Raw genomic sequence first — 19,452 nt, 5'->3', positions numbered from 1 at the left:
CTTACGACTTACGACGGAACAAGCACAAATAAGGAAATCATAATGAAAGCTTTTTTACTCACCATTACATCCATTGCTCTCACCTCCTGCATATCAATGCACTCAAATGATCCAGCCTCTCTTTTATTCAATATTCCGGATGGCTCTAGTTTAACCTTAAATAAAGACCTTCCGATTGCAAAAGACAATACGCATGTTGTTATTCAGCACGGCAAAATTGTTGCCGAAAAAAATAAAAATCAATATGACATTAGCTGCTCATTTGAAATGAAAGCCTTCGGCCCGCGCACTGTCACCCCGGATACATTTATTATTCGTCGCACTGAAGACGGAGAGGAAAGAGTAACAATGGGCACCGTTCGTTATAACACCGAAGTATATTTACACTCAGATCATAATTCAGACATTATAAAACTAGACTGTTCTGTCTGGGGCAACAGGGCTGATGGCAGTTTCTCTGTATCTGAAATGCAGGCCGCACTGGGTGATTACTTCAGCTTTAATTTTACTAAAACAATAAAATAGTTTTATAGATAGGTTGAATGCACAACCATTCACATTCGCTTTTTGTAACCTGAACACCTTTGCTTTTGACTTAAGGCTAACGACTTATGACTTGCTACTTTTTTTAATTGGAAACTTAGTGCAGAATAGCCCACATGATTCGTTTTGATAATGTATGCAAACGCTACCCCGGTGGCCATGAAGCCTTAAACAATGTGAGCTTTCACCTGCCTCGCGGTGAAATGGCTTTTCTTACCGGCCACTCCGGTGCCGGAAAAAGTACATTACTCAAACTCATTGCATTAATTGAGCGACCTAGTCGAGGCAACCTGCTGCTTGACGGTATTAATCTAAGCAGCGTAAGCAATCGTAAAATTCCTTATATCCGCCGCAACATTGGCATCGTGTTTCAGAATCATCACCTGCTTTATGACCGCACGGTTTTTGATAATGTTTCTCTACCTTTAATCATTGCGGGTTATCAGCATAAAGAAATTGGTAAACGGGTTCGCGCTGCTCTGGATCAGGTCGGATTATTAAAAAAAGAAAAATCAGCCCCCATTACCTTATCCGGTGGTGAGCAACAACGTGTTGGCATTGCCCGCGCCATTGTTCACAAACCCGGGCTACTGTTAGCGGATGAGCCCACGGGTAATCTGGACCCGGAACTGTCTAAAGAAATCATGGCACTATTTGAGCGATTCAATGATGTTGGTGTGTCAGTACTTATCGCAAGCCACAATCTGGAGCTCATTAAACAGATGGGCAACCCGGTTATCAGCCTGAATCAGGGGCAACTTTCACACAATGATTTAAGTGTGGCCAGCCATGGTTAAAAGCGACAGCAACCAGCTTGCAAAAAGTAGCCCTTTAAAAGCATGGGCGGTTAATCATGCACGCACACTGATTGCCAGCCTGGGCAACATGACTCGCCAGCCTGCCTCATCATTTATGACAATTGCGGTTATCGCGATTGCACTGGCCCTGCCTGCGGGCATGTTTGTATTATTAAATAATGCCAGCAATGTCAGTGTAGGCTGGGACAACAGCGCACAGATTTCTGTTTTTCTTAAAGCCAGTGTCACTGAAAAACAGGCTAAAAAACTAATGGGAAAACTGCGCCTGTATGATGATGTTGATCAGGTTTCAATGATCAACAAAAAACAGGCACTTAACGAATTCAAAAAAATATCCGGTTTTGGTGATGCTATAGAATCACTGGGTGACAACCCCCTACCCCACGTACTCACTATTCAACCCGTTGTTGATGCGAATCGCCCGGATAAAATACACCACCTGATAAAACTGCTAAATCAGAATAAACAGGTAGAACTGGCGCAACTGGATTTACAGTGGGTAAAACGCCTGTTTGCCATGTTAGAAATTGCCCACCGGGCTATCTGGGTTATTGCCAGCCTGCTGGGTATTGCGGTTTTACTGGTTGTGGGCAATACCATTCGACTGGATATTCAAAACCGTCGTGAAGAAATAGAAGTAACCAAACTCATTGGCGGCACCGATGCTTTTATTCGTCGCCCCTTTCTCTATACCGGCTTGTGGTATGGCGTTGGCGGCGGCCTGCTTGCCTGGATACTCACTATTCTTTCTATCAGTCTGCTGGATAACTCGGTAGAACATCTGGCCAGCCTGTATAACAGCGGTTTTCAACTCAAAGGTTTAAGTTTTTCTGAAGGCATTAACATGATTGGTTTTAGCTGTTTTCTTGGCCTGTTTGGCTCCTGGATCGCAGTAGGCCGCCACTTAAGTGAAATTGAACCCAGTTAATTCCCCCCCCTCTACCCTGTTTATAGCATTCCAAAAACCTGATCAGCTGCTATATTTCAGATAAGCCGCTATAAACGATCGACTAATCGCCTTATCAGAATTGTCTTTTTGTGGCATTTTTGACCTATTATCTAATTATAAAAAAAAATAAAATAATAGCCTAACGCTCTCAGGGATTGTCAGCAGGCAAGAGCAGAAAAAATTATGTCACCAGAGATACAACGTGTATTACTTATCGACCATTCAGGCACCAGTCTGGCTATTATTAGCAAACTGATCGCCAAAAACATCCCTAATGTCACGGTGGATGCTGCGATGAATGCCGAAGAGGCATTTCGCCTACTCGAAGAACACAAATATACCCTGATCACCACCTCACGAAATTTACCTGATATCGACTGCCACGATATGATTGATAAAATTCGTACAGAGATAGGTGTAAAAAGAACCCCTCTCATTGTTATTTCGGGTGAAAAAACCGGCATTTATGAAGAGAATATGGCCTGCAACCTGGTTAATGGTTATTTCGACAAGAAACTGGGGCAGCAAAAACTGGTTGATTACATCAACTCATTTTTAAACACAGACCCGCCAAAATCCATTATTACCGGTAATATACTGTACGTTGAAGACAGCGCCACGGTGGCACTTGCCACAAAAAACATGCTCACAAAGCACGATTACAACTACCTTCACGCCATTAATGCCGAGCAGGCACTGCAATACATTCAACACTCATTTACCAAAGACAACATTCAGCCTTTTGACCTGTTGTTAACCGATATTCAACTGGAAGGCCATATGAGTGGCCGTGATCTTATTCGTGAGATTCGCCATGGGCTCGGGTTAGGTTATGAACAACTACCCATCCTCGTTACCACATCCAGTAATTTTGATGCAGACCCGAATGGCCTGAATCGAATCTTTTCATCCGGCGCCAACGACATCCTCGAAAAGCCTATTAGAGAACCTATGCTCGTCGCCAGACTGAACAGCCTGTTAATGTTACGCAAGCAATTTCTTGAAATTCACCACCCGGATAACCCCATCGTAATGAATCAATAACGCCTGTTATTCTCGTGTTTTTACACGAAAACCCCTTCATATCAGCCCCTTACACATATTAGATTGAACTTATATATGAATTAGCACTCTAACAAAAAGAGTGCTAATATGGGCACCGAACATTGGAGTTGATATGTCAAACGAACTGGTACTTGCAACTAATCACCTACCCATCTCTAGCGGTAGTCTGGATCAATATATCCAGAATGCACAGGCTTTTCCCATGCTTACAGCAGAGGAAGAACGTGAGTATGGCTACGCATTGTCTGAAAATGGCGATCTGGAAGCAGCACAAAAGCTGATTATGTCTCACCTACGATTTGTTATACGCATCGCTCGTGGTTATCAGGGTTATGGCCTGCCAATGGCTGACCTGGTTCAGGAAGGCAATGTTGGTCTGATGAAAGCAGTAAAACGCTTTAGCCCTGACCACAACGTACGTCTGGTTTCATTTGCGGTTCACTGGATTCGCGCTGAAATACATGAATACGTGCTGAAAAACTGGCGCATAGTTAAAGTAGCTACCACTAAAGCACAGCGTAAACTGTTCTTTAACCTGCGTAGCTCTAAAAAACGCCTGGGCTGGTTTACAAAAGAAGAAGTAGAAGGCGTAGCAAAAGATCTCGGCGTAAAACCTGAAACGGTGCTTGAGATGGAATCACGCCTGAGCAACTACGATATGGCATTTGATGCCACATCTGATGATGACGACGATGCAATGGTTGCACCTTCAACTTACCTTGCAAGCCCAACTCATGATCCGGCTCAACAGCTAGAATCATCAGACTGGCAACAGCAACGCAGTGATGCACTTACCAATTCTTTTAAAGTGCTGGATGACCGCAGCCGTGACATACTCATGTCTCGCTGGATGAACGAAGAAAGCAAAGCAACATTGCATGAACTGGCCGCAAAATACGGTGTATCTGCAGAACGCATAAGACAACTGGAAAAAAATGCGATGAAAAAAATTCGCACCAATCTGGAAGCTTAAAGCAAAAGTAACAAACCAGAAAAAGGCGCTCACTGAGCGCCTTTTTTATTTCCTTAAGTAAGGCGATAAAAACATCAAATTAAAACTGTTTTCTTCTAACAACACCAACCAACCCTAGAACCCCAGCCCCCCAGAACCAAACAATCAGAACGCTGCTGGCAAAGGTGCCAGAGAATAAGCAGAAAAAGGATTATCGACATATGCCAATCCCAGCATAATTTTACATGTGTCTATTTTAGCAGGGGAACATCACAACTTTGAGTTACGGCCTAAAAAGCAGCCCGCCACTCAAAGTCGCAAGTTATTAAAGCGTTATCTGAAATATTAAAATGGGTGCTAGATTTAGTAGATTAAGTAATTTATCGCCAATCAAAGGTCATAACATGATTCGAATTTGTTGAGAGAGAAACATCTATCGCAATTCGAGTATTCAAGTCAAGCACATACAATGAGTCAGCACCGGTCTCACCGACGCTTTCACCACCAAAAATATAGGCAATCTTATCGCCACTCGGTGACCAACTTAAAGAATATGCGGCGCTTGATACGCCTATATCTATTGATGTCACTGGGTTGGTTGCACTGCTTACATCCTTAATTTTTATTTTCATCGACAATGGGACAGAGATTAATTCAGAAAATGCAACGGAAGATGAATCAGGTGACCATGCTGGCGCGCTGATATTGTTCGCCGTTGATGAATATAATACTATCTGCTCAGTTCCATCGATATTCGCCACATAAATATCCTTAATGCCGCCAGAACTGAGCCAGGCAATTTTTTGCCTGTCGGGTGACCATCGATAACCGAAATCTCCCAATTGAGTTAATGGTGTAGTGTTTAGTTTTGTTATGTTTGCTCCATCCGTATCAACAGAATATACGTCATGTAAATCTGACATGAAATATATTTTTGAGCTGTCTAGAGACCAGGCAAATACTTCAGAATCTTCAGCCGCGTCAGCAAGAGCAATTACTTTCCCTACCTGATCAGTTAAACCCAGTTTATTACTACCATCTGCATCCATGACATATAAATCACCGTCCGACGAAACCAGATAGGCTATTTTTGTTCCATCAGGTGACCAGCGCGTTCTTGCTTGACGTGAAATACTATTAACAGTTGGCGGGTTTGTAATATCAGTAACATTGGAACCATCAGCATTCATAGTAAGTAATTTATGATTGCCACTCCACCAGTCGTATCTAAAAGTAACTATTTTACTACCGTCTGGTGACCAGTCTGCCCATGAATACTCGAGATTTTCTTCACCTGTACCGGTTAATCGAGTTAGTTCTGATCCGTCAGAGTTGACTGTATGAATATCTTCTTCACTTTCAATGCCAACGTTAGATTGATCACTTAAGAATAGTAGTTTTGATCTGGCATCTCTTACTAATCGAACAAACGTTCCACCGGTTCCCGGTTGATGATAAAAATCTCCACCATAAACATCGAAGATAAAATATCTTGGCGTTGATGTTGACGAGCTATGGGTCGATGAAATGAGTCTCGCATATTCGTCTGCCAAAGCCTGTGCAGTAGGTGGAAAGGCGGTGGCATTAACTGCAGGCTGTGTACAGTTTGGTCTATGTAATGAAGCTAATTCTTTGAAATTGGGTAAGCGCCAATCTTCGTAACCAAAGCTCTCACCTGTACCATTATTCACACTGTCGGCCAATTGAATTGCAGATGACCAATTCACAGAGCTTGGTATACCAGTACAGTTTGATGAGCCATCTGTCGTCGCACCTTCGACACATTGCTTCCACATCAAACCCGTATACTTGTCAGTGACTGTGCCATTTCCATTGTCTGTATAACGGCTATCCGGTGCTTCATCTGGCATATCAGTTGAGCATATCTGTGCTGCTAAAACCTGCGCACTAACCAACATCAAACACATGGTTAGGAGTGCAAAAAAGTGTCGAGACAATGGTCTAATTATTTTCATTGCACACCCCTCACTAATTGCAATTCATAGAGTCTTGCAGACGCACCATCGGGATCCCCTTTTCTACCAGTAGATACGTCACCCCATCTATTAACAATAAATGCAAAGGTGTTTTCCGTGCCTTCGGTAATAAACCGGATATCCTTATAAGTAGTGGATGTCCAGGAGTAACCGCCTGCAAGTGGGAAGTAATTTGTATTGCGGTCATTAACGTTGGTTCTTGAAATTGCTTCATTCAATGATGGAACCCGCCAGTCGTCATAACCACAAAGTTTGATTCTGTTCATCTCGTTTACAAAGGACTCTGTATCACCACGTATGCCACAAGTACCATCAACAGTATGTGAGCAGTAGCTTCCATCAATGGTGCCTGCATGCCCTCCATTAGTGTCTGGGTTGCTATCATACCAACTCCATTCATTTTCAAAATATTGAACACCAGCAGTACTTGCCGGATCAGGTTTTTTCACTTCCCACATCAGACCAGTAACATTATCCTGTACACACACCCAGGGCTGTGTTGCGTAATCTTGAGTTTGATCCGCAAGTGGTTCCCCTACTGCATCAAGTTTTGTGAAATCAAATCCAGCTGAGCCACCACCAGTTTTAATTAACTTATCAGCATTACTATCACGACCCACCTCAGCATCTTGTTGCGGATAGTCTGCAACTGGGCATGTGGCAGCAAATGTGGTTCCATCGGAACACAGGTATGCACCAGTATCATTTAGATTAATAACTGGCTGCACCACAACCGGTGGTGGTACACCATCGGTTGGGTCTGATCCATTGATAAATTCCTGCAAGTTAGTCAGGCCATCTTCATCAAAATCCAGATTTGCATCATCGGGGGACAGTGGATCAAAGTTGTACAACACTTCCCATCCATCCCACATACCATCTTCATCTGTATCTTCATTAAATGGGTCGGTACCAGCAGCAAGTTCTTCAGGGTCATCTAGTCCATCACCATCAACATCACCCAGGTTAGGATGGGTATTTCCCTCATATTCTTGAAGATTAGTTAAACCATCACCATCGGGATCATCATTAGCCGTGTCTATTAACGGATTAATATCAAAATCGATTTCCCAGCCATCATCCATGAGGTCACCATCGGTATCAGGTTCGCTTGGATCGAGCTCATGATTAATAGGGTCAAAATTAAACTCTGTCAGATTAGATTTTTTATCACCATCTAGATCAAGGGCGGAATCATCTACTAACGGATTAAGTCCATACAGAGCTTCCCAGCCATCCCACATGCCATCGTCTTCTGTGTCTTTAATCTTTGGATTTGTTGCCTGCAGGTATTCGTTGAGGTTACTCAACAAGTCACTATCTAAATCTGTATCAGCATCAGTATCGCTAAGCTGGTTTAGTCCATAAAACTTTTCCCAACCATTGGGCATGCCGTCGTTATCGGCATCATTCATGTCAATTTCAACGCTGCTGTATTGCAGGCCTAAGGGACCGGTTAATTCACTGCTGCCGACAAAGAAAACGGTATAAGTGAAGCCTTCTACAAGCGGTGTAAAGTTAGCACGGTAGGGGTCGTTTGCGTTAGCCTCAACGATGCATGAAGACTGTGGGTAACATAACCAGTTTGCTGACGCTGTTACAAAATCATTTTCTACGTCACTGGCATAAATATTAATACCTGGCGTAACTTTGGCAAACAATTCAACTGAAGGGCCTTCAGCATTAATGTTTGGCCCGCCTACAGGTGATGAGGCTTCCCATTCTAGTTTTGGCAAAGAGATAACTGGATATCTTAATTGTAAGGGTGTGTATTTACCTTCTTCCGGTTCTCGTGCAATGGTTTTTGAGAATACGGTAATGTCAGCGTAGACCGTACCATCAAGTCCTAAACCTACACTGAAATCGGTTAAATTTACTAACGGTAGTATATCGTTGCTAAACGAGGAGCCGAGAAGGTTTAATTCTGCGGTACTCGTAGCATATATGTAGGGTTCGAGTGCAAGCGAGGCTGTAACAGACTTGTAAAAACGAATTTTCATTTCTGGCACTAATCTCACCGTAACTTCAACACCACCTTTTACGGTAAAGGTGTAAGTAAGATCGTCCTTATGTGTTTCATCGTCAAATTGTGTCCATGCGTCATTAGCGTATTCCAGCCCAAATTCTACTGTTGCAGATGAATCAAGTTTTACAGTTGCAGCAATCGCACCTGCTGCTTTTACTGTAATAGTAGGTTTTAGCGAGAAAATGATTTCCTGTACTACAGGGATGTCACCAAGCAGGTAAACTTTTTGTTGCACTACTTGTAAAACAGTTTTTTCATAATTCGTTGTTGACTCTGCGCCGTATTCAAGGCCTAACAAGGCATCAAAATCCAGAGTAGCTTTAACAGCAACGGTAGCGCTTTCAACACCCAGGATTGAAAATTTCGCATCGGCAATAAAGGTTGGTTCAATATCTAAATTAAAGCCCATGGCGAATTTTGCATCACCGACACTTGCGTCTGTTGAAAAATCGTAAGTTGATAAATCCACCGCACGAATGTTCGGGTCATCACTTCTTGCTGCGATTTTTTGTAAACGTTCGTGTTTATTCTGTGCTAAACCATATTTATGTTGTGTAATTACCGTGTTGCCATTATCTAGCGTCAGGATTGTCGTTGATTTACCGGAATTGTTAGAACCAAATGTTTTTGCCAAAAAGGAACTCTTGCTGCCTGTTGCAAGATTCGGGTCAATATCAGAAACTGTAAATGCCGAATGGAATTCACCTTTCTCAATGATTTCGTCTAATGATGCGGCTTCCGTGGTCACTATAATTTCATCCATTGCTTCTACAACTGAAACGACTTTGCGTAGATAACCGGTATCGGCACCAATATTTGCATCAATTAAAATGGCACCAACGGTAGGTAGTGTACTTGTGGCTGTTTTTGTAAAGATATAAGTCACACCATCAGCAGAAATTGTGGGCGCTGTAAGATTGAGTGATTCAGCCGTTTGCATTAGCTGCTTACTTAGTACCATTGGTGTGGCTGCAGTTGTTACTTCGCCATAGCTGGTGACGTCGCTCACATTACCCGCTAAATCTACAGCTTGAACAGTAATGTAATATTGAGTTGCTGCTGTTAAGCCCTTTACCTGTGTTGTGGTTTTAGCAACAACTTCGGCTTTTAAGGTTGCAGCATCAGGGGTGAAGCTGGGGGTAGTGGAAGCGTATATTTTATAAGTGATGTCATCAGTAGCCGACTTATCGTCCGTTGAGGGAAGCCAGGAAACAGAAATGCTAGTGGCATCTGAGGATAGCAAAAAACTTATTTTGGGAGATGCTGGTTTAGTCGCGTCCACGTCTGCCTTCGGCGCCGACGTGCCACTGTCTGAGCCACAGCCCACCAGGCCAAACAGTAATAGTACAAAAGAAACTAAAATAAATTTTTTGCGCATTTACGAATTCATTTACTCAGTGTTGAACTGAGTAAAGGCCTCAAATTAACCGGTTGATTAACCGGCATGCTCACCTGATCAGGCGAACAAGCATAGCAAAAGTTTACAACATTATATTTTAAACACAAGTAGGTGTTTACAGTATTTTTTAAGCTTATACGTAATGTGCTAATTAAATTTTCATAAGCTCATCATACCGAACATACCAGCACACTAAATTATCTGTAATATTATATCTCTTTGATTTAATAATAAACTTTTCCCAGAAACAGGAAACCTGACTACTAACATCCATATCAGTCATAAGTACATCCTTATATAATTAAAGTTTAAATCTAATCAAATAATGCGTAACTTACAGACAAAATACAAAAGAAATAGACAGAATGTCAAATATTCAATATTACACTTTCTATCTAATTAACTGTTAGGCTAAAAAAAAATACAAACAATTATGCGAATAATAATCATAGCCGCAGCTCTAATTGCATTTTTTGGTTACGCCTATTCACAATTTGATTTATCGGTGTTATTTCATGAAAAAGACAACAAAGCCAACTCACCACACTTATATATAAACAACACTAATAATATTTATATAAAACCAAATACTTGTCAGCTTAAAACACATAGAAAAATATTTTTTGAAAATATACAAATATGTATTGAGAAAGAGCAATACAGAGAAATAAAGAATCCTAACAACAACACTCTCATGTTCAGCCGTGGAGATGATGGAAAACAAATAACATTAATACCAGCAACAGACTTTCAATGAAATTAATGAAAATGAAAATGTCTCAGCAAAATTTAGTAAGCATTTTGGCAGTCACCATATTAATAGCATGCACGAATTTTACAAAGCCACTCTAAAAATAAACCCTAATGATATTAGTATATAAAATAATCACATTGAAAATTCATTAATATACGACTTATTAGAAAGAAAAGAAGAATTACTCAACGCATCAGATATAGCATCTATTATCTCTAGTTCAAAATTAAATGGTTTATTAGTTGAAAATGTAAAAAATAATTATAGAATTGCCCATGTTTACTATGGCCCTAAACGCTACAGGCTAGTTTTTGGTTCGAATTACACTTTAACTGAAATATTAAATTTACTATCATATGTAAAAATCAAGCCTAACAAGTAGCTCAAGGTGGAAAATTTACCCTTAACTTCTATGCCATATTTAACGTACACTACCAATAACTACAATTACAAGCCTTACTACTGGGTAATTTTCCACTTAGCAGGGCGTTAGAGCTACAAAAATGAAAGAACCAATAACAATGGAGAAGTTATTAAAAATTACATACTGGCGGGCAATAGTAATTGGCCCAATCGCTGTCTTACCAACAAGCATTCTTCTTTTATTCATTAGCTCCACACTAACCCCTGAATTTGAAACGACAAAAGAAATAATTGGCAATTCATTCTTTGTAAGTTTATGGGGTATAAGCATTGCATATATTGTAGTTTTTACTTACGGCACATTTATATGGCATTTATTATTGCATTTAAAACTGTTATCAATTTCATACCTACTATTAGCATCATTAATTCCACCTATATTACTTTCATTAATAAATACAGATATTGAGTTAATATTAAGCACAGCCCTTTACTCACTATCAGTTTGTTGGCTGTCATGGTTTGTAGGTTTAAGGTATTTACAAAAGCTCTAACAAGGCGGTCAAGCGGGACAAATAACCCTTAACTTTTATGGCTCTTATGACTTACACTACTAATCACTATTTCAAACAACCAGCCTGCTGGGTCATCTGCCCCTTACCTGGGCGTTATGCGTCATAATTACAATCTTAGTTGCATCCTAAACCGACCATAAGAGAGCCTATATTATGCTTAAATTTATGTCATGGAAGGAATATTCATGTGGTGAATATTCGTATTATGCAGCATTTCTATTTTTCATAATTTTTAATTTAGTATTTATTAAACCAGTTATCGCTGATGTTGGAAGGATTGAATTATATACGATCCAGTCAATAACGCTGACTGACCAGCAATTTTTGATGGGCAAAAAAAATGGTAATCCAGTAACGATTTCAGGAGAACTACGATATCCACGTAAGATAATGAAAAAATATCCGGTTATTGTCCTGGTTCATGGGTCTGGTGGTGTGTCCGGTTATGTTGATGACTGGGCCCAGGAAATCAACAAGATGGGCGTTGCGGTATTCATACTAGATAGTTTCACAGGTCGCGGTCTTTATAAAGTAAATAACGACCAGAGCAAGCTTGGTCGACTTGCTATGATATTCGATGCTTATCGCGCTTTAGATTTATTGGCGGAACATAACCGCGTTGATCCTAAAAAGATTGCAATAATGGGCTTTTCACGAGGTGGCCAAGTAACTTTGTATTCGAGTATGAAGCGTTTTCAACGCTTACATGGTTCGAAGCATGAGTTTTCTGGATATATTGCATTTTATCCGTCCTGTATAACTCAATACAAAGAAGAACAGGAAGTCGTTGATAACCCTATACGAATATTTCATGGTGGGGCAGATAACTACAACCCTGTTGTTACATGTCGCGCCTTCGTTAATCGATTAAAGAAAGATGGAAAAGATGTTGTATTGCATGAATATCCCAATGCACACCATGTGTTTGATTATACAAAGCTAGTGAAGCCTATCGTGCTTAAGAAGGCCCAGACTACTCGCGCCTGTAGGCTAAAAGAGGTTGATGAGGGGGTTATCGTTAATGTTAAGAGCGGTAAAGATTTTACTTATAATGATCCATGTGTAGAACGAGGACCGACAATAGCGTTTAATCGTGCTGCTTATGATAAAACCAAGCAAGAACTAAGTAATTTTATCAGTTCGTTATTTCAGTTACTATAGAATAATTATCAGATTCTATAGTCGGATTAAGACTTAATGGTATCGCATAACAAATCGTCCAACTTGACCGGCGCACAAAACGCGTCGTCAAGTTAACTCAAACGTAAACTAGATATTTTAATCAATCTCAGTATTTCTTTTTTCTACCGAATTAACTTGTGCAGATCTATTTACTGAAGATGCACTCTAATTAGCTATATAAATCATATCTATAAACACACAAGAGATAGAACGCTTGTACAGAATTCAAAGCAGATCGACCTACAACGAATACCAACAATGATTTTTACATAACAAGTCGTCCGAGTGTGCCAGGCGCATAAAACTACCCCCCTCTACTTACACTGAAACTTTTCTTAATTTTATTACAGGTGTACCCCACATGCTTAAAGCATATTATTTAGCACTAATTGACCACATGCTGTTACTTGTTAATCTGAATGCAGTAGCTACTTTTGTTTACGATGAAGCCCTGGATGGTGATATTAGTACCGCATCAATTCCAACGTTTAATTTCATGACTGGAGATAATAGGGTAACTGGTACAGCTTCTTTCGATCTGCTCACTACACTATTTTCTAGTGACTTTGATTATTTAAAATTTACCATTCCAGACAACACATTATTAAGTAATGCTACCTATTCTTTCAATCTCGTATCAAATGAAGGGGGCTAGCACTCTCTTTAATAGCTCAAATCCAACAGCACATAGACATCGCCACAGCTAATGGAAATGAAAACATAGCAATTATGCACTTACCACAAGTGAATCTATTTCAGTGGCAAAAAATTTATCGGAGTTTTGATGGTAATCAAGAGCGCGTTTCCTGAGATTACAATATTTAATTTAATGTTACACCTGCACTTTTTCCCGCTCCAATATTTTTATTCCTATCTGGCTTAATAGGTGTATTATCAATATCATCATCAAAAAAATAAAAATATGCGCTCACACAGAGCTTAAAATAGCATACTCCCTTAACTGGGCATTATGTTTATGATGGAACATACTAATATTTAGTACTATCCATATTAGTTTTTTATAAGAAGGATCCCATGAATCTCATTAAAACACTTACCATTACATTCATTATTTTTTTCTCGTCATCCACTTACGCTGCTTTTATTTTAGAAGGAGGATATGAAATACATAATTTTTCACCTACCACCTTTAACGAGTCAATCACAACAGATGAGGATCGCGTACAAATACAGTTTACTTTCGCAAACTCATTTGATCTTGGCGGACTTGAAGACTCTCATCTCTACAACGGCCACCTAGAGCTCAATGAGTCAATTCAAATTGATTTTTATGAAAATCATGGCGATATAAATCCATTTGCTACACATGTAATTGATGGGCAAGACCCTGAAACACATGCTTACATTTTTCTCTGGCAAGACTTTTTAGGTTCTGGAGATGCCTTTATACCCTGGCTAGATTTAGAAGGCTCTATTATTATCTCATCTATCTCTGGTGAAGTAGAAATACTTCAACCATCATTACTTATCATTAATAATGACAATGAATACACTGGTAATGCATCAGTTTCACCTGTTCCATTACCACCATCATTTCAACTTTTATTTATGTCTTTAGTTCCTCTTTTTTTATTTCGAAAAAAGCCTAACAAGTCGTTTAAATTCGATATACCAAAACCACACATGCACTAACTCAGTATTACATGCTGAAGGATAAGCAAAAAAAGAACGCACTAACTACCATTCCACATATGGCGATACAATACATCATACCAATGGAATTTTAGAGCCAAGAATGTTTCATGAGCAGCCCTAATGCTTAAAATAATTTAATCATTCAAAAAGTTATTGAGCTGAAAAATAGCTTAAGCAATCAAATATTCCTTTTTATGCTAAGCTAATCTCATGAATCTATTACCTTACAACCCAGACGATACTGATGAAATACAACAACTATTCACAAGAGTATTTTCAGATTCGGAAGGAGAAACTGAAGGACAGGTGATTGGGAATCTCGTTTATAACTTGATGTCTGGTACGAAGACTCAGGATCTTTATGGTTTTGTTGCGATTGAAAATGAGATAATTATCGGCAGTATATTCTTTAGCCCGTTGACGTTTAAAAGTAAGGATAATGCTTTTCTTTTATCTCCTGTCGCTATAGATACAAGTCACCAGGGAAAAGGCATTGGTCAGAAGTTGATAAATTATGGCATTAACCACTTAAAAGAAAAAGGTGTTGAGCTAATTTTTACTTATGGTGACCCTATGTTTTATTCTAAAGTCGGGTTTAGTCTTATTAGCGAAAAAACAATTAAGGCACCTCACGCATTAACACACCCTGAAGGCTGGCTTGGTCAGTCATTAGTTGATGATGAAATTAAACCCATTACAGGTACGTCATATTGCGTTAACGCTTTCAATAAATCTGAATATTGGTAAAAACCTTATATCTAAGCAATCAAACAGAGAGAATAAGTTATGAATTCTAATTTAACTAAATATGCATTTTTAGCTGGTGCTGCTTATTTTTGTTGTATGGCTACTGCCCATTTTTTTAGCTTTAAAGTTCCCATTTTATTCGTTTACTACGACACTCCATTTTACGCCTATCAGGATAAAATAATTTCTTTTGCGGTTTGCGCATACATTGCTTTATTTTATTCAGCATCACAACATCGAGCAGTTGCACTTAATGCAATTATTGTTCTTGCCATAACAGTGCTTGGCCTTAGCTCAGTAAACCTATCAAATGAGCTCGCGTCGGTATTAAAAGAGGGTCAATCCACAATGCCCTACTGGTTACAAACAGGCGCCATTGCCTTTTACTTAGCTGTTCTATCAGGCTTATACATTAAAGACGGTAAGCGCGTTTAGCTAGAGATACGTTATTTTTTAATTTGATCTACTGCAATCGTAAATTCTGAGCCGGACATCGAGTCCTGAGATATTTTTGTCGCTCTTTGTGTTGTTTTCCAGGCATGCCCGTAAACTACTTCATAACTGGCTGGCACCACACCTTCTTTTCGATAATTCTCATAATGAGAAATGACTCGTTTTAGTTTTCCCGGTGTAACCAGACCTTGTCTGTTTGTTTTTTTCTGGTTTTTTAAAATTGTATTTGCACCAATTGCTTTTAAATCTGCCATTACTGAAACGACATCATTATAAGTCAGTGTCAGTAAATCCATATCCATTACCGGTTCGGCTAAACCTGCATGAATTAATTCATCACCCAGGTCATGCATATCAGTAAAGTCATTTACATGTGCATTATCATCAACCTGCGCCCAGCTTTTTCTCAATTCTTTTAATGTGTCGGGCCCGAATGTTGTAAACATTAATAAACCATCTGGCTTTAGGACGCGTTTAAATTCTGCAAATACTTTTTTATAATCGCACCACTGCAGCATTAAACTTGAAAATACCAGATCGACTGATTCATCTTGCAGGGGAATTTCTTCGGCATCACCACAAATTAATGTTGGTTTTCTTAACCAGCTGCCTTTGCTTTTAGTTTGCTTAAGCATTTCAGGTGATAGATCTAATGACAGGATTTTTGCTTTTTTATATTTTTTTAATAAGCCCTGCGTACCCCAACCCGTGCCGCAACCTACATCGAGCACAACGGATGGTTTTAAACTTGTAAGATCAAGGCGCTGCAATAATTCTTCACACACACTGCGCTGCAAAACAGCAGATGATTCGTAACACATGGCTTTTGCATCAAAATGTTGTTGTATGCGATGTTTTTCAGTTTGACTCATATTTTTATTTTACATGTTTAATTTTTAAAGTAGTTGATGCAAAACTTATTAATTGCTGCAAAAACTCTTCGCTATGAGACAAAAATGCCGCGTGCCCTGCTTTTTCATACAGCTCTACTTCTGCCTGTGGCATCAGTATTTTTAATTCACCGACAAGGCCTTGCTTCACAAGTCCGTCCTGCCCACCCAAAACCCAGCTTACGGGTTTTGTTATTTCTTCTAACTGATCACGTAGATCAACCTGCTTAAGCACTTCCAGTCCCGCATCAAGGCTCACTTCATTCGGCACCGCCTGCTGTAAAATTTTTTCACGCAAATCGCGTAAAACAATTCTGCCAGAATCCGAGCCTTTTACCTGCAAGGAAAGGAAGCGGCGAATTGTACCTGAAAAATCATTCTTTAGAGACGCTGCAAACTCATCGAAAACTAAAGCCTCCACGCCACAACGCCAGTTATCTCTGCTTACAAAACAGGGATTACTACTTACAACCATTAATGCATCTACTTCTTCTGCATCATTCACGCATAACTGCAAACAGGGCAAAGCCCCTAGCGACCAGCCAACCAGTATTAATGGCTCATTGTCTTTTTTATACTGATCACATTGAGCCTGTAGGTCTTTTGTTAATTCATCCAGACTGGTAAATGACTCATTTATTCTTAAACCATGCCCCGGTAAATCCACTGATTCAACATTAATCCAGTTCGGTAACTTCTCAATTAGCGGCTGCCATATGGTGCTATTCATTGCCCAGCCATGCACAAACAGGCAGGTTACCTGCCCCTCATTCATCACCATAGAATTTCACCGTTGTTTCAATTCGTGTTAAATTGCGCGTTTTAAACATTACCTACTGGATACCCTGTGGACTTCACGGCAGACATTATACTCATAATTACTGGCTTCGCCCTGTTCGGCTATTTACTTGGCTCAGTCTCCACTTCCATTATCACCTGTAAAATTATGGGATTACCCGACCCACGAACCGTGGGCTCACACAACCCGGGGGCCACCAATGTGTTACGCGCGGGCGGTAAAAAAGCGGCTGCCATCACCTTAATCGGGGATATGCTAAAAGGCCTGACACCTGTTTTAATTGCTGTGCTCAGCGACATGCAAAATGAAGTGATAGCCGCTGCAGGTGTGGCAGCATTTCTTGGGCATATTTTTCCGCTTTATTATGGCTTCAAGGGCGGCAAAGGCGTAGCAACCATTCTGGGAGTTTTACTGGGCATAAACTGGCTGCTAGGTTTGGGCACCATTGCTATCTGGTTATTTATTGCATTTACTATCCGTTACTCTTCTTTATCTGCTCTGGTTGCGGCCAGTGGCTCACCTGTTCTGACATGGTTTATTACTCAATCACCGGTTATTACGGGCAGCGTGTGTTTTATGGCTATTTTGTTGATCTGGAAGCATAAGAGCAATATCCAGAATTTGCTTTCTGGAAAAGAAGATAAAATTGGCTCAAAAAAATCGTGAATAAACGACATAAATACACCAACACAAGAATGCACATACCTCTTCTGCTTTCAGCTCTTTTTTTCTTAACCCACTCAGCCCAGGCTGAAGACAAAAAGCTGGCTGATAAGTTATTAAAAGGCAGTGCCCTGACAGGCACTAAAATTAGCAGTTGTTATGCAGATTCTGCAATTCTTTGCCCTGACTCTCCTCGAAACAGTCAAAAAGCCTATGTTTGCCTGATGAAACACGAAAACAAATTATCAGGCCAATGCAAACTTGGCATTCTCGATGCCAGCATTACGTTGAAAAAACAGATACTTGCTATTAACCATTCAATAGAGGCATGTGAATCCAGTGCTGATTCTTACTGCCTTGATGTAATACCTGGCGAGTGGCGAATAGTAAACTGTCTTAAGAAACATGAGACGAAATTAGATAACAACTGCACAACCGCGCTGAAAGAATCAGGTTTATGGCAACAGGCTAAATAACAAAATCACTCTCAAAGAAACACAAAAGCAAACAGGCACAACCTGAACGCTTCGACTTACGACTTCTGACTTACGACTGCGCTCAATTCACTCATCGGCCACCGTGGTCTGGCGCTAATTAATAACGGTTCTGTTTCACCCGCGGCCAGTCGTAAAGCACCTGCATAGGCAATCATCGCCCCGTTATCCGTACAAAATTCAATTCTTGGATAGAACAATTCGCCACCCTCTTTTTCCATCATCGCCTGTAATGAAGCACGCAAACGCAGGTTTGCACCCACGCCGCCGGCAATAACCAGTGTTTTTGCGCCAACCTGCTGAATAGCCCGACGACTCTTAATCATTAACGTATCCACCACCGCTTCTTCAAACGCCCGACAGATATTTGCCTGTGTCTGCTCATTTTCATTTCCCTGCTCTACTTCTTTCTGCCAGGTATTCAGGCTGAATGTTTTCAGGCCGCTAAAGCTAAAGTCCAGCCCGGGTCGATCACACATTGGACGGGGAAATCTATAAACTCCGGCTTCACCCTTTTCAGCCATTTTAGCCAGTATCGGGCCACCGGGATAACCCAGCCCCAGCATTTTGGCTGTTTTATCAAAGGCCTCACCTGCTGCATCATCCAGGCTTTCACCAAGTAATTCATATTGACCAATGCCTTTAACTTCAGCCAGCAGGGTATGCCCGCCTGACACTAACAAAGCGACAAAAGGAAATTCGGGGGCTTTTTCTTCTAACATTGGAGCAAGTAAGTGACCCTCCATATGATGCACACCTACTGCAGGAACGCCTAACGCCATGGCCATTGCCCTACCGGTACAGGCACCTACCATTAGCGCGCCCATTAAACCCGGGCCAGCTGTGTAAGCGATGCCATCCAAGTCAGATTTTGTGATTTTCGCTTTTTCCAGCACCTGCTCAGTCAGGGGCAATAAATATCGCACATGATCCCGTGAAGCCAGTTCTGGCACTACGCCACCGTATTCTCCGTGAAGCGCAATCTGTGAATGCAATACGTGCGCAAGCAGTCCATGCTCGGTGTCATACACCGCTAAACCTGTCTCATCACAGGACGATTCAATACCTAAAACAATCATTCTTTACATTTTCCTGAATTTTCTTCATATTTAATTTGGTAATTATCG

At 40.5% G+C, this 19,452-nt stretch carries 19 protein-coding genes; 14 read left to right on the top strand and 5 right to left on the bottom strand.

The window, feature by feature from the left end; translation table 11 throughout:
* Window positions 1-42: 42 nt before the first annotated feature.
* The 5 genes from DIZ80_11820 to rpoH all read left to right on the top strand — a co-directional run bounded on the left by DIZ80_11820 (window position 43) and on the right by rpoH (window position 4,348).
* Window positions 43-525 carry a hypothetical protein gene (locus tag DIZ80_11820; protein RDH82946.1) on the top strand — a complete coding sequence of 161 codons (483 nt, stop codon included), beginning with the start codon at window positions 43-45 and terminating at the stop codon, window positions 523-525.
* A gap of 134 nt (window positions 526-659) precedes the next feature.
* The gene (ftsE, locus tag DIZ80_11815) at window positions 660-1,340 is read left to right on the top strand and encodes a cell division ATP-binding protein FtsE (protein RDH82945.1); all 681 of its coding nucleotides are present in this window, start codon (window positions 660-662) and stop codon (window positions 1,338-1,340) included.
* Complete coding sequence (locus DIZ80_11810; GenBank protein ID RDH82944.1) at window positions 1,333-2,289, top strand: cell division protein FtsX; 957 nt, start codon at window positions 1,333-1,335, stop codon at window positions 2,287-2,289. The genes ftsE and DIZ80_11810 overlap by 8 nt, the downstream gene beginning before the upstream one ends.
* Window positions 2,290-2,493: 204 nt before the next feature.
* Complete coding sequence (locus DIZ80_11805; GenBank protein ID RDH82943.1) at window positions 2,494-3,354, top strand: hypothetical protein; 861 nt, start codon at window positions 2,494-2,496, stop codon at window positions 3,352-3,354.
* 133 nt (window positions 3,355-3,487) lie between these two features.
* Window positions 3,488-4,348, top strand: coding sequence for an RNA polymerase sigma factor RpoH (gene rpoH / locus DIZ80_11800; GenBank protein RDH82942.1), 861 nt, complete (start codon window positions 3,488-3,490; stop codon window positions 4,346-4,348).
* 359 nt (window positions 4,349-4,707) lie between these two features.
* Here the strand turns inward: rpoH and DIZ80_11795 are convergent, their stop codons facing one another.
* Together DIZ80_11795 and DIZ80_11790 are read right to left on the bottom strand one after the other, a co-directional pair.
* Window positions 4,708-6,303 (bottom strand): hypothetical protein, encoded by a 1,596-nt coding sequence (locus DIZ80_11795; protein ID RDH82941.1) that lies wholly within the window; start codon window positions 6,301-6,303, stop codon window positions 4,708-4,710.
* Window positions 6,300-9,728, bottom strand: a complete 3,429-nt coding sequence (locus tag DIZ80_11790; protein RDH82940.1) for a hypothetical protein — start codon at window positions 9,726-9,728, stop codon at window positions 6,300-6,302. The genes DIZ80_11795 and DIZ80_11790 overlap by 4 nt, the downstream gene beginning before the upstream one ends.
* A 454-nt stretch (window positions 9,729-10,182) precedes the next feature.
* On the opposite strand from DIZ80_11790, the gene DIZ80_11785 reads away from it, so the two are divergent.
* From DIZ80_11785 to DIZ80_11755, 7 genes are all read left to right on the top strand, one after another.
* Window positions 10,183-10,506, top strand: coding sequence for a hypothetical protein (locus tag DIZ80_11785; protein RDH82939.1), 324 nt, complete (start codon window positions 10,183-10,185; stop codon window positions 10,504-10,506).
* A gap of 500 nt (window positions 10,507-11,006) precedes the next feature.
* On the top strand, window positions 11,007-11,420 hold the full coding sequence (locus tag DIZ80_11780) for a hypothetical protein (GenBank protein RDH82938.1): 414 nt from the start codon (window positions 11,007-11,009) through the stop codon (window positions 11,418-11,420).
* A gap of 174 nt (window positions 11,421-11,594) precedes the next feature.
* Window positions 11,595-12,602: a carboxymethylenebutenolidase gene (locus DIZ80_11775; GenBank protein RDH82937.1), complete on the top strand. Its 1,008-nt coding sequence runs from the start codon at window positions 11,595-11,597 to the stop codon at window positions 12,600-12,602.
* Between the two features lie 382 nt (window positions 12,603-12,984).
* Complete coding sequence (locus DIZ80_11770) at window positions 12,985-13,278, top strand: hypothetical protein (GenBank protein RDH82936.1); 294 nt, start codon at window positions 12,985-12,987, stop codon at window positions 13,276-13,278.
* Window positions 13,279-13,658: 380 nt separating this feature from the next.
* Window positions 13,659-14,276, top strand: coding sequence for a hypothetical protein (locus tag DIZ80_11765; GenBank protein RDH82935.1), 618 nt, complete (start codon window positions 13,659-13,661; stop codon window positions 14,274-14,276).
* Window positions 14,277-14,489: 213 nt separating this feature from the next.
* Window positions 14,490-15,026, top strand: coding sequence for a GNAT family N-acetyltransferase (locus tag DIZ80_11760; protein RDH82934.1), 537 nt, complete (start codon window positions 14,490-14,492; stop codon window positions 15,024-15,026).
* Window positions 15,027-15,065: 39 nt separating this feature from the next.
* Window positions 15,066-15,461 (top strand): hypothetical protein, encoded by a 396-nt coding sequence (locus tag DIZ80_11755; GenBank protein ID RDH82933.1) that lies wholly within the window; start codon window positions 15,066-15,068, stop codon window positions 15,459-15,461.
* Window positions 15,462-15,472: 11 nt separating this feature from the next.
* Here the strand turns inward: DIZ80_11755 and bioC are convergent, their stop codons facing one another.
* Both bioC and bioH read right to left on the bottom strand, forming a co-directional pair.
* Window positions 15,473-16,351 carry a malonyl-[acyl-carrier protein] O-methyltransferase BioC gene (bioC, locus tag DIZ80_11750; protein RDH82932.1) on the bottom strand — a complete coding sequence of 293 codons (879 nt, stop codon included), beginning with the start codon at window positions 16,349-16,351 and terminating at the stop codon, window positions 15,473-15,475.
* Between the two features lie 4 nt (window positions 16,352-16,355).
* Complete coding sequence (gene bioH / locus DIZ80_11745) at window positions 16,356-17,150, bottom strand: pimeloyl-[acyl-carrier protein] methyl ester esterase (GenBank protein ID RDH82931.1); 795 nt, start codon at window positions 17,148-17,150, stop codon at window positions 16,356-16,358.
* Between the two features lie 93 nt (window positions 17,151-17,243).
* On the opposite strand from bioH, the gene DIZ80_11740 reads away from it, so the two are divergent.
* Together DIZ80_11740 and DIZ80_11735 are read left to right on the top strand one after the other, a co-directional pair.
* Entirely contained in the window at window positions 17,244-17,834 is a 591-nt protein-coding gene (locus tag DIZ80_11740) for a glycerol-3-phosphate acyltransferase (GenBank protein RDH83165.1), read from the top strand.
* A complete protein-coding gene (locus tag DIZ80_11735; GenBank protein ID RDH82930.1) occupies window positions 17,831-18,307 on the top strand; it encodes a hypothetical protein in 477 nt (158 codons plus the stop codon). Before DIZ80_11740 ends, DIZ80_11735 begins: the two co-directional genes overlap by 4 nt.
* A gap of 56 nt (window positions 18,308-18,363) precedes the next feature.
* Here the strand turns inward: DIZ80_11735 and tsaD are convergent, their stop codons facing one another.
* Window positions 18,364-19,404 (bottom strand): tRNA (adenosine(37)-N6)-threonylcarbamoyltransferase complex transferase subunit TsaD, encoded by a 1,041-nt coding sequence (gene tsaD / locus DIZ80_11730; protein ID RDH82929.1) that lies wholly within the window; start codon window positions 19,402-19,404, stop codon window positions 18,364-18,366.
* Between the last annotated feature and the right edge of the window lie 48 nt (window positions 19,405-19,452).

Source organism: endosymbiont of Galathealinum brachiosum, assembly GCA_003349885.1.
Lineage (GTDB): Bacteria > Pseudomonadota > Gammaproteobacteria > SZUA-229 > SZUA-229 > SZUA-229.
The sequence above is the reverse complement of the archived record's forward strand: the minus strand, read 5'-3'. Positions and strand labels throughout refer to the sequence as shown.

Coding starts and splice junctions, on each gene's coding strand:
- DIZ80_11820 (RDH82946.1), top strand. CDS start 43: ATGAAAGCTTTTTTACTCACCATTACATCCATTGCTCTCACCTCCTGC.
- ftsE (RDH82945.1), top strand. CDS start 660: ATGATTCGTTTTGATAATGTATGCAAACGCTACCCCGGTGGCCATGAA.
- DIZ80_11810 (RDH82944.1), top strand. CDS start 1,333: ATGGTTAAAAGCGACAGCAACCAGCTTGCAAAAAGTAGCCCTTTAAAA.
- DIZ80_11805 (RDH82943.1), top strand. CDS start 2,494: ATGTCACCAGAGATACAACGTGTATTACTTATCGACCATTCAGGCACC.
- rpoH (RDH82942.1), top strand. CDS start 3,488: ATGTCAAACGAACTGGTACTTGCAACTAATCACCTACCCATCTCTAGC.
- DIZ80_11795 (RDH82941.1), bottom strand. CDS start 6,303: ATGAAAATAATTAGACCATTGTCTCGACACTTTTTTGCACTCCTAACC.
- DIZ80_11790 (RDH82940.1), bottom strand. CDS start 9,728: ATGCGCAAAAAATTTATTTTAGTTTCTTTTGTACTATTACTGTTTGGC.
- DIZ80_11785 (RDH82939.1), top strand. CDS start 10,183: ATGCGAATAATAATCATAGCCGCAGCTCTAATTGCATTTTTTGGTTAC.
- DIZ80_11780 (RDH82938.1), top strand. CDS start 11,007: ATGAAAGAACCAATAACAATGGAGAAGTTATTAAAAATTACATACTGG.
- DIZ80_11775 (RDH82937.1), top strand. CDS start 11,595: ATGCTTAAATTTATGTCATGGAAGGAATATTCATGTGGTGAATATTCG.
- DIZ80_11770 (RDH82936.1), top strand. CDS start 12,985: ATGCTTAAAGCATATTATTTAGCACTAATTGACCACATGCTGTTACTT.
- DIZ80_11765 (RDH82935.1), top strand. CDS start 13,659: ATGAATCTCATTAAAACACTTACCATTACATTCATTATTTTTTTCTCG.
- DIZ80_11760 (RDH82934.1), top strand. CDS start 14,490: ATGAATCTATTACCTTACAACCCAGACGATACTGATGAAATACAACAA.
- DIZ80_11755 (RDH82933.1), top strand. CDS start 15,066: ATGAATTCTAATTTAACTAAATATGCATTTTTAGCTGGTGCTGCTTAT.
- bioC (RDH82932.1), bottom strand. CDS start 16,351: ATGAGTCAAACTGAAAAACATCGCATACAACAACATTTTGATGCAAAA.
- bioH (RDH82931.1), bottom strand. CDS start 17,150: ATGGTGATGAATGAGGGGCAGGTAACCTGCCTGTTTGTGCATGGCTGG.
- tsaD (RDH82929.1), bottom strand. CDS start 19,404: ATGATTGTTTTAGGTATTGAATCGTCCTGTGATGAGACAGGTTTAGCG.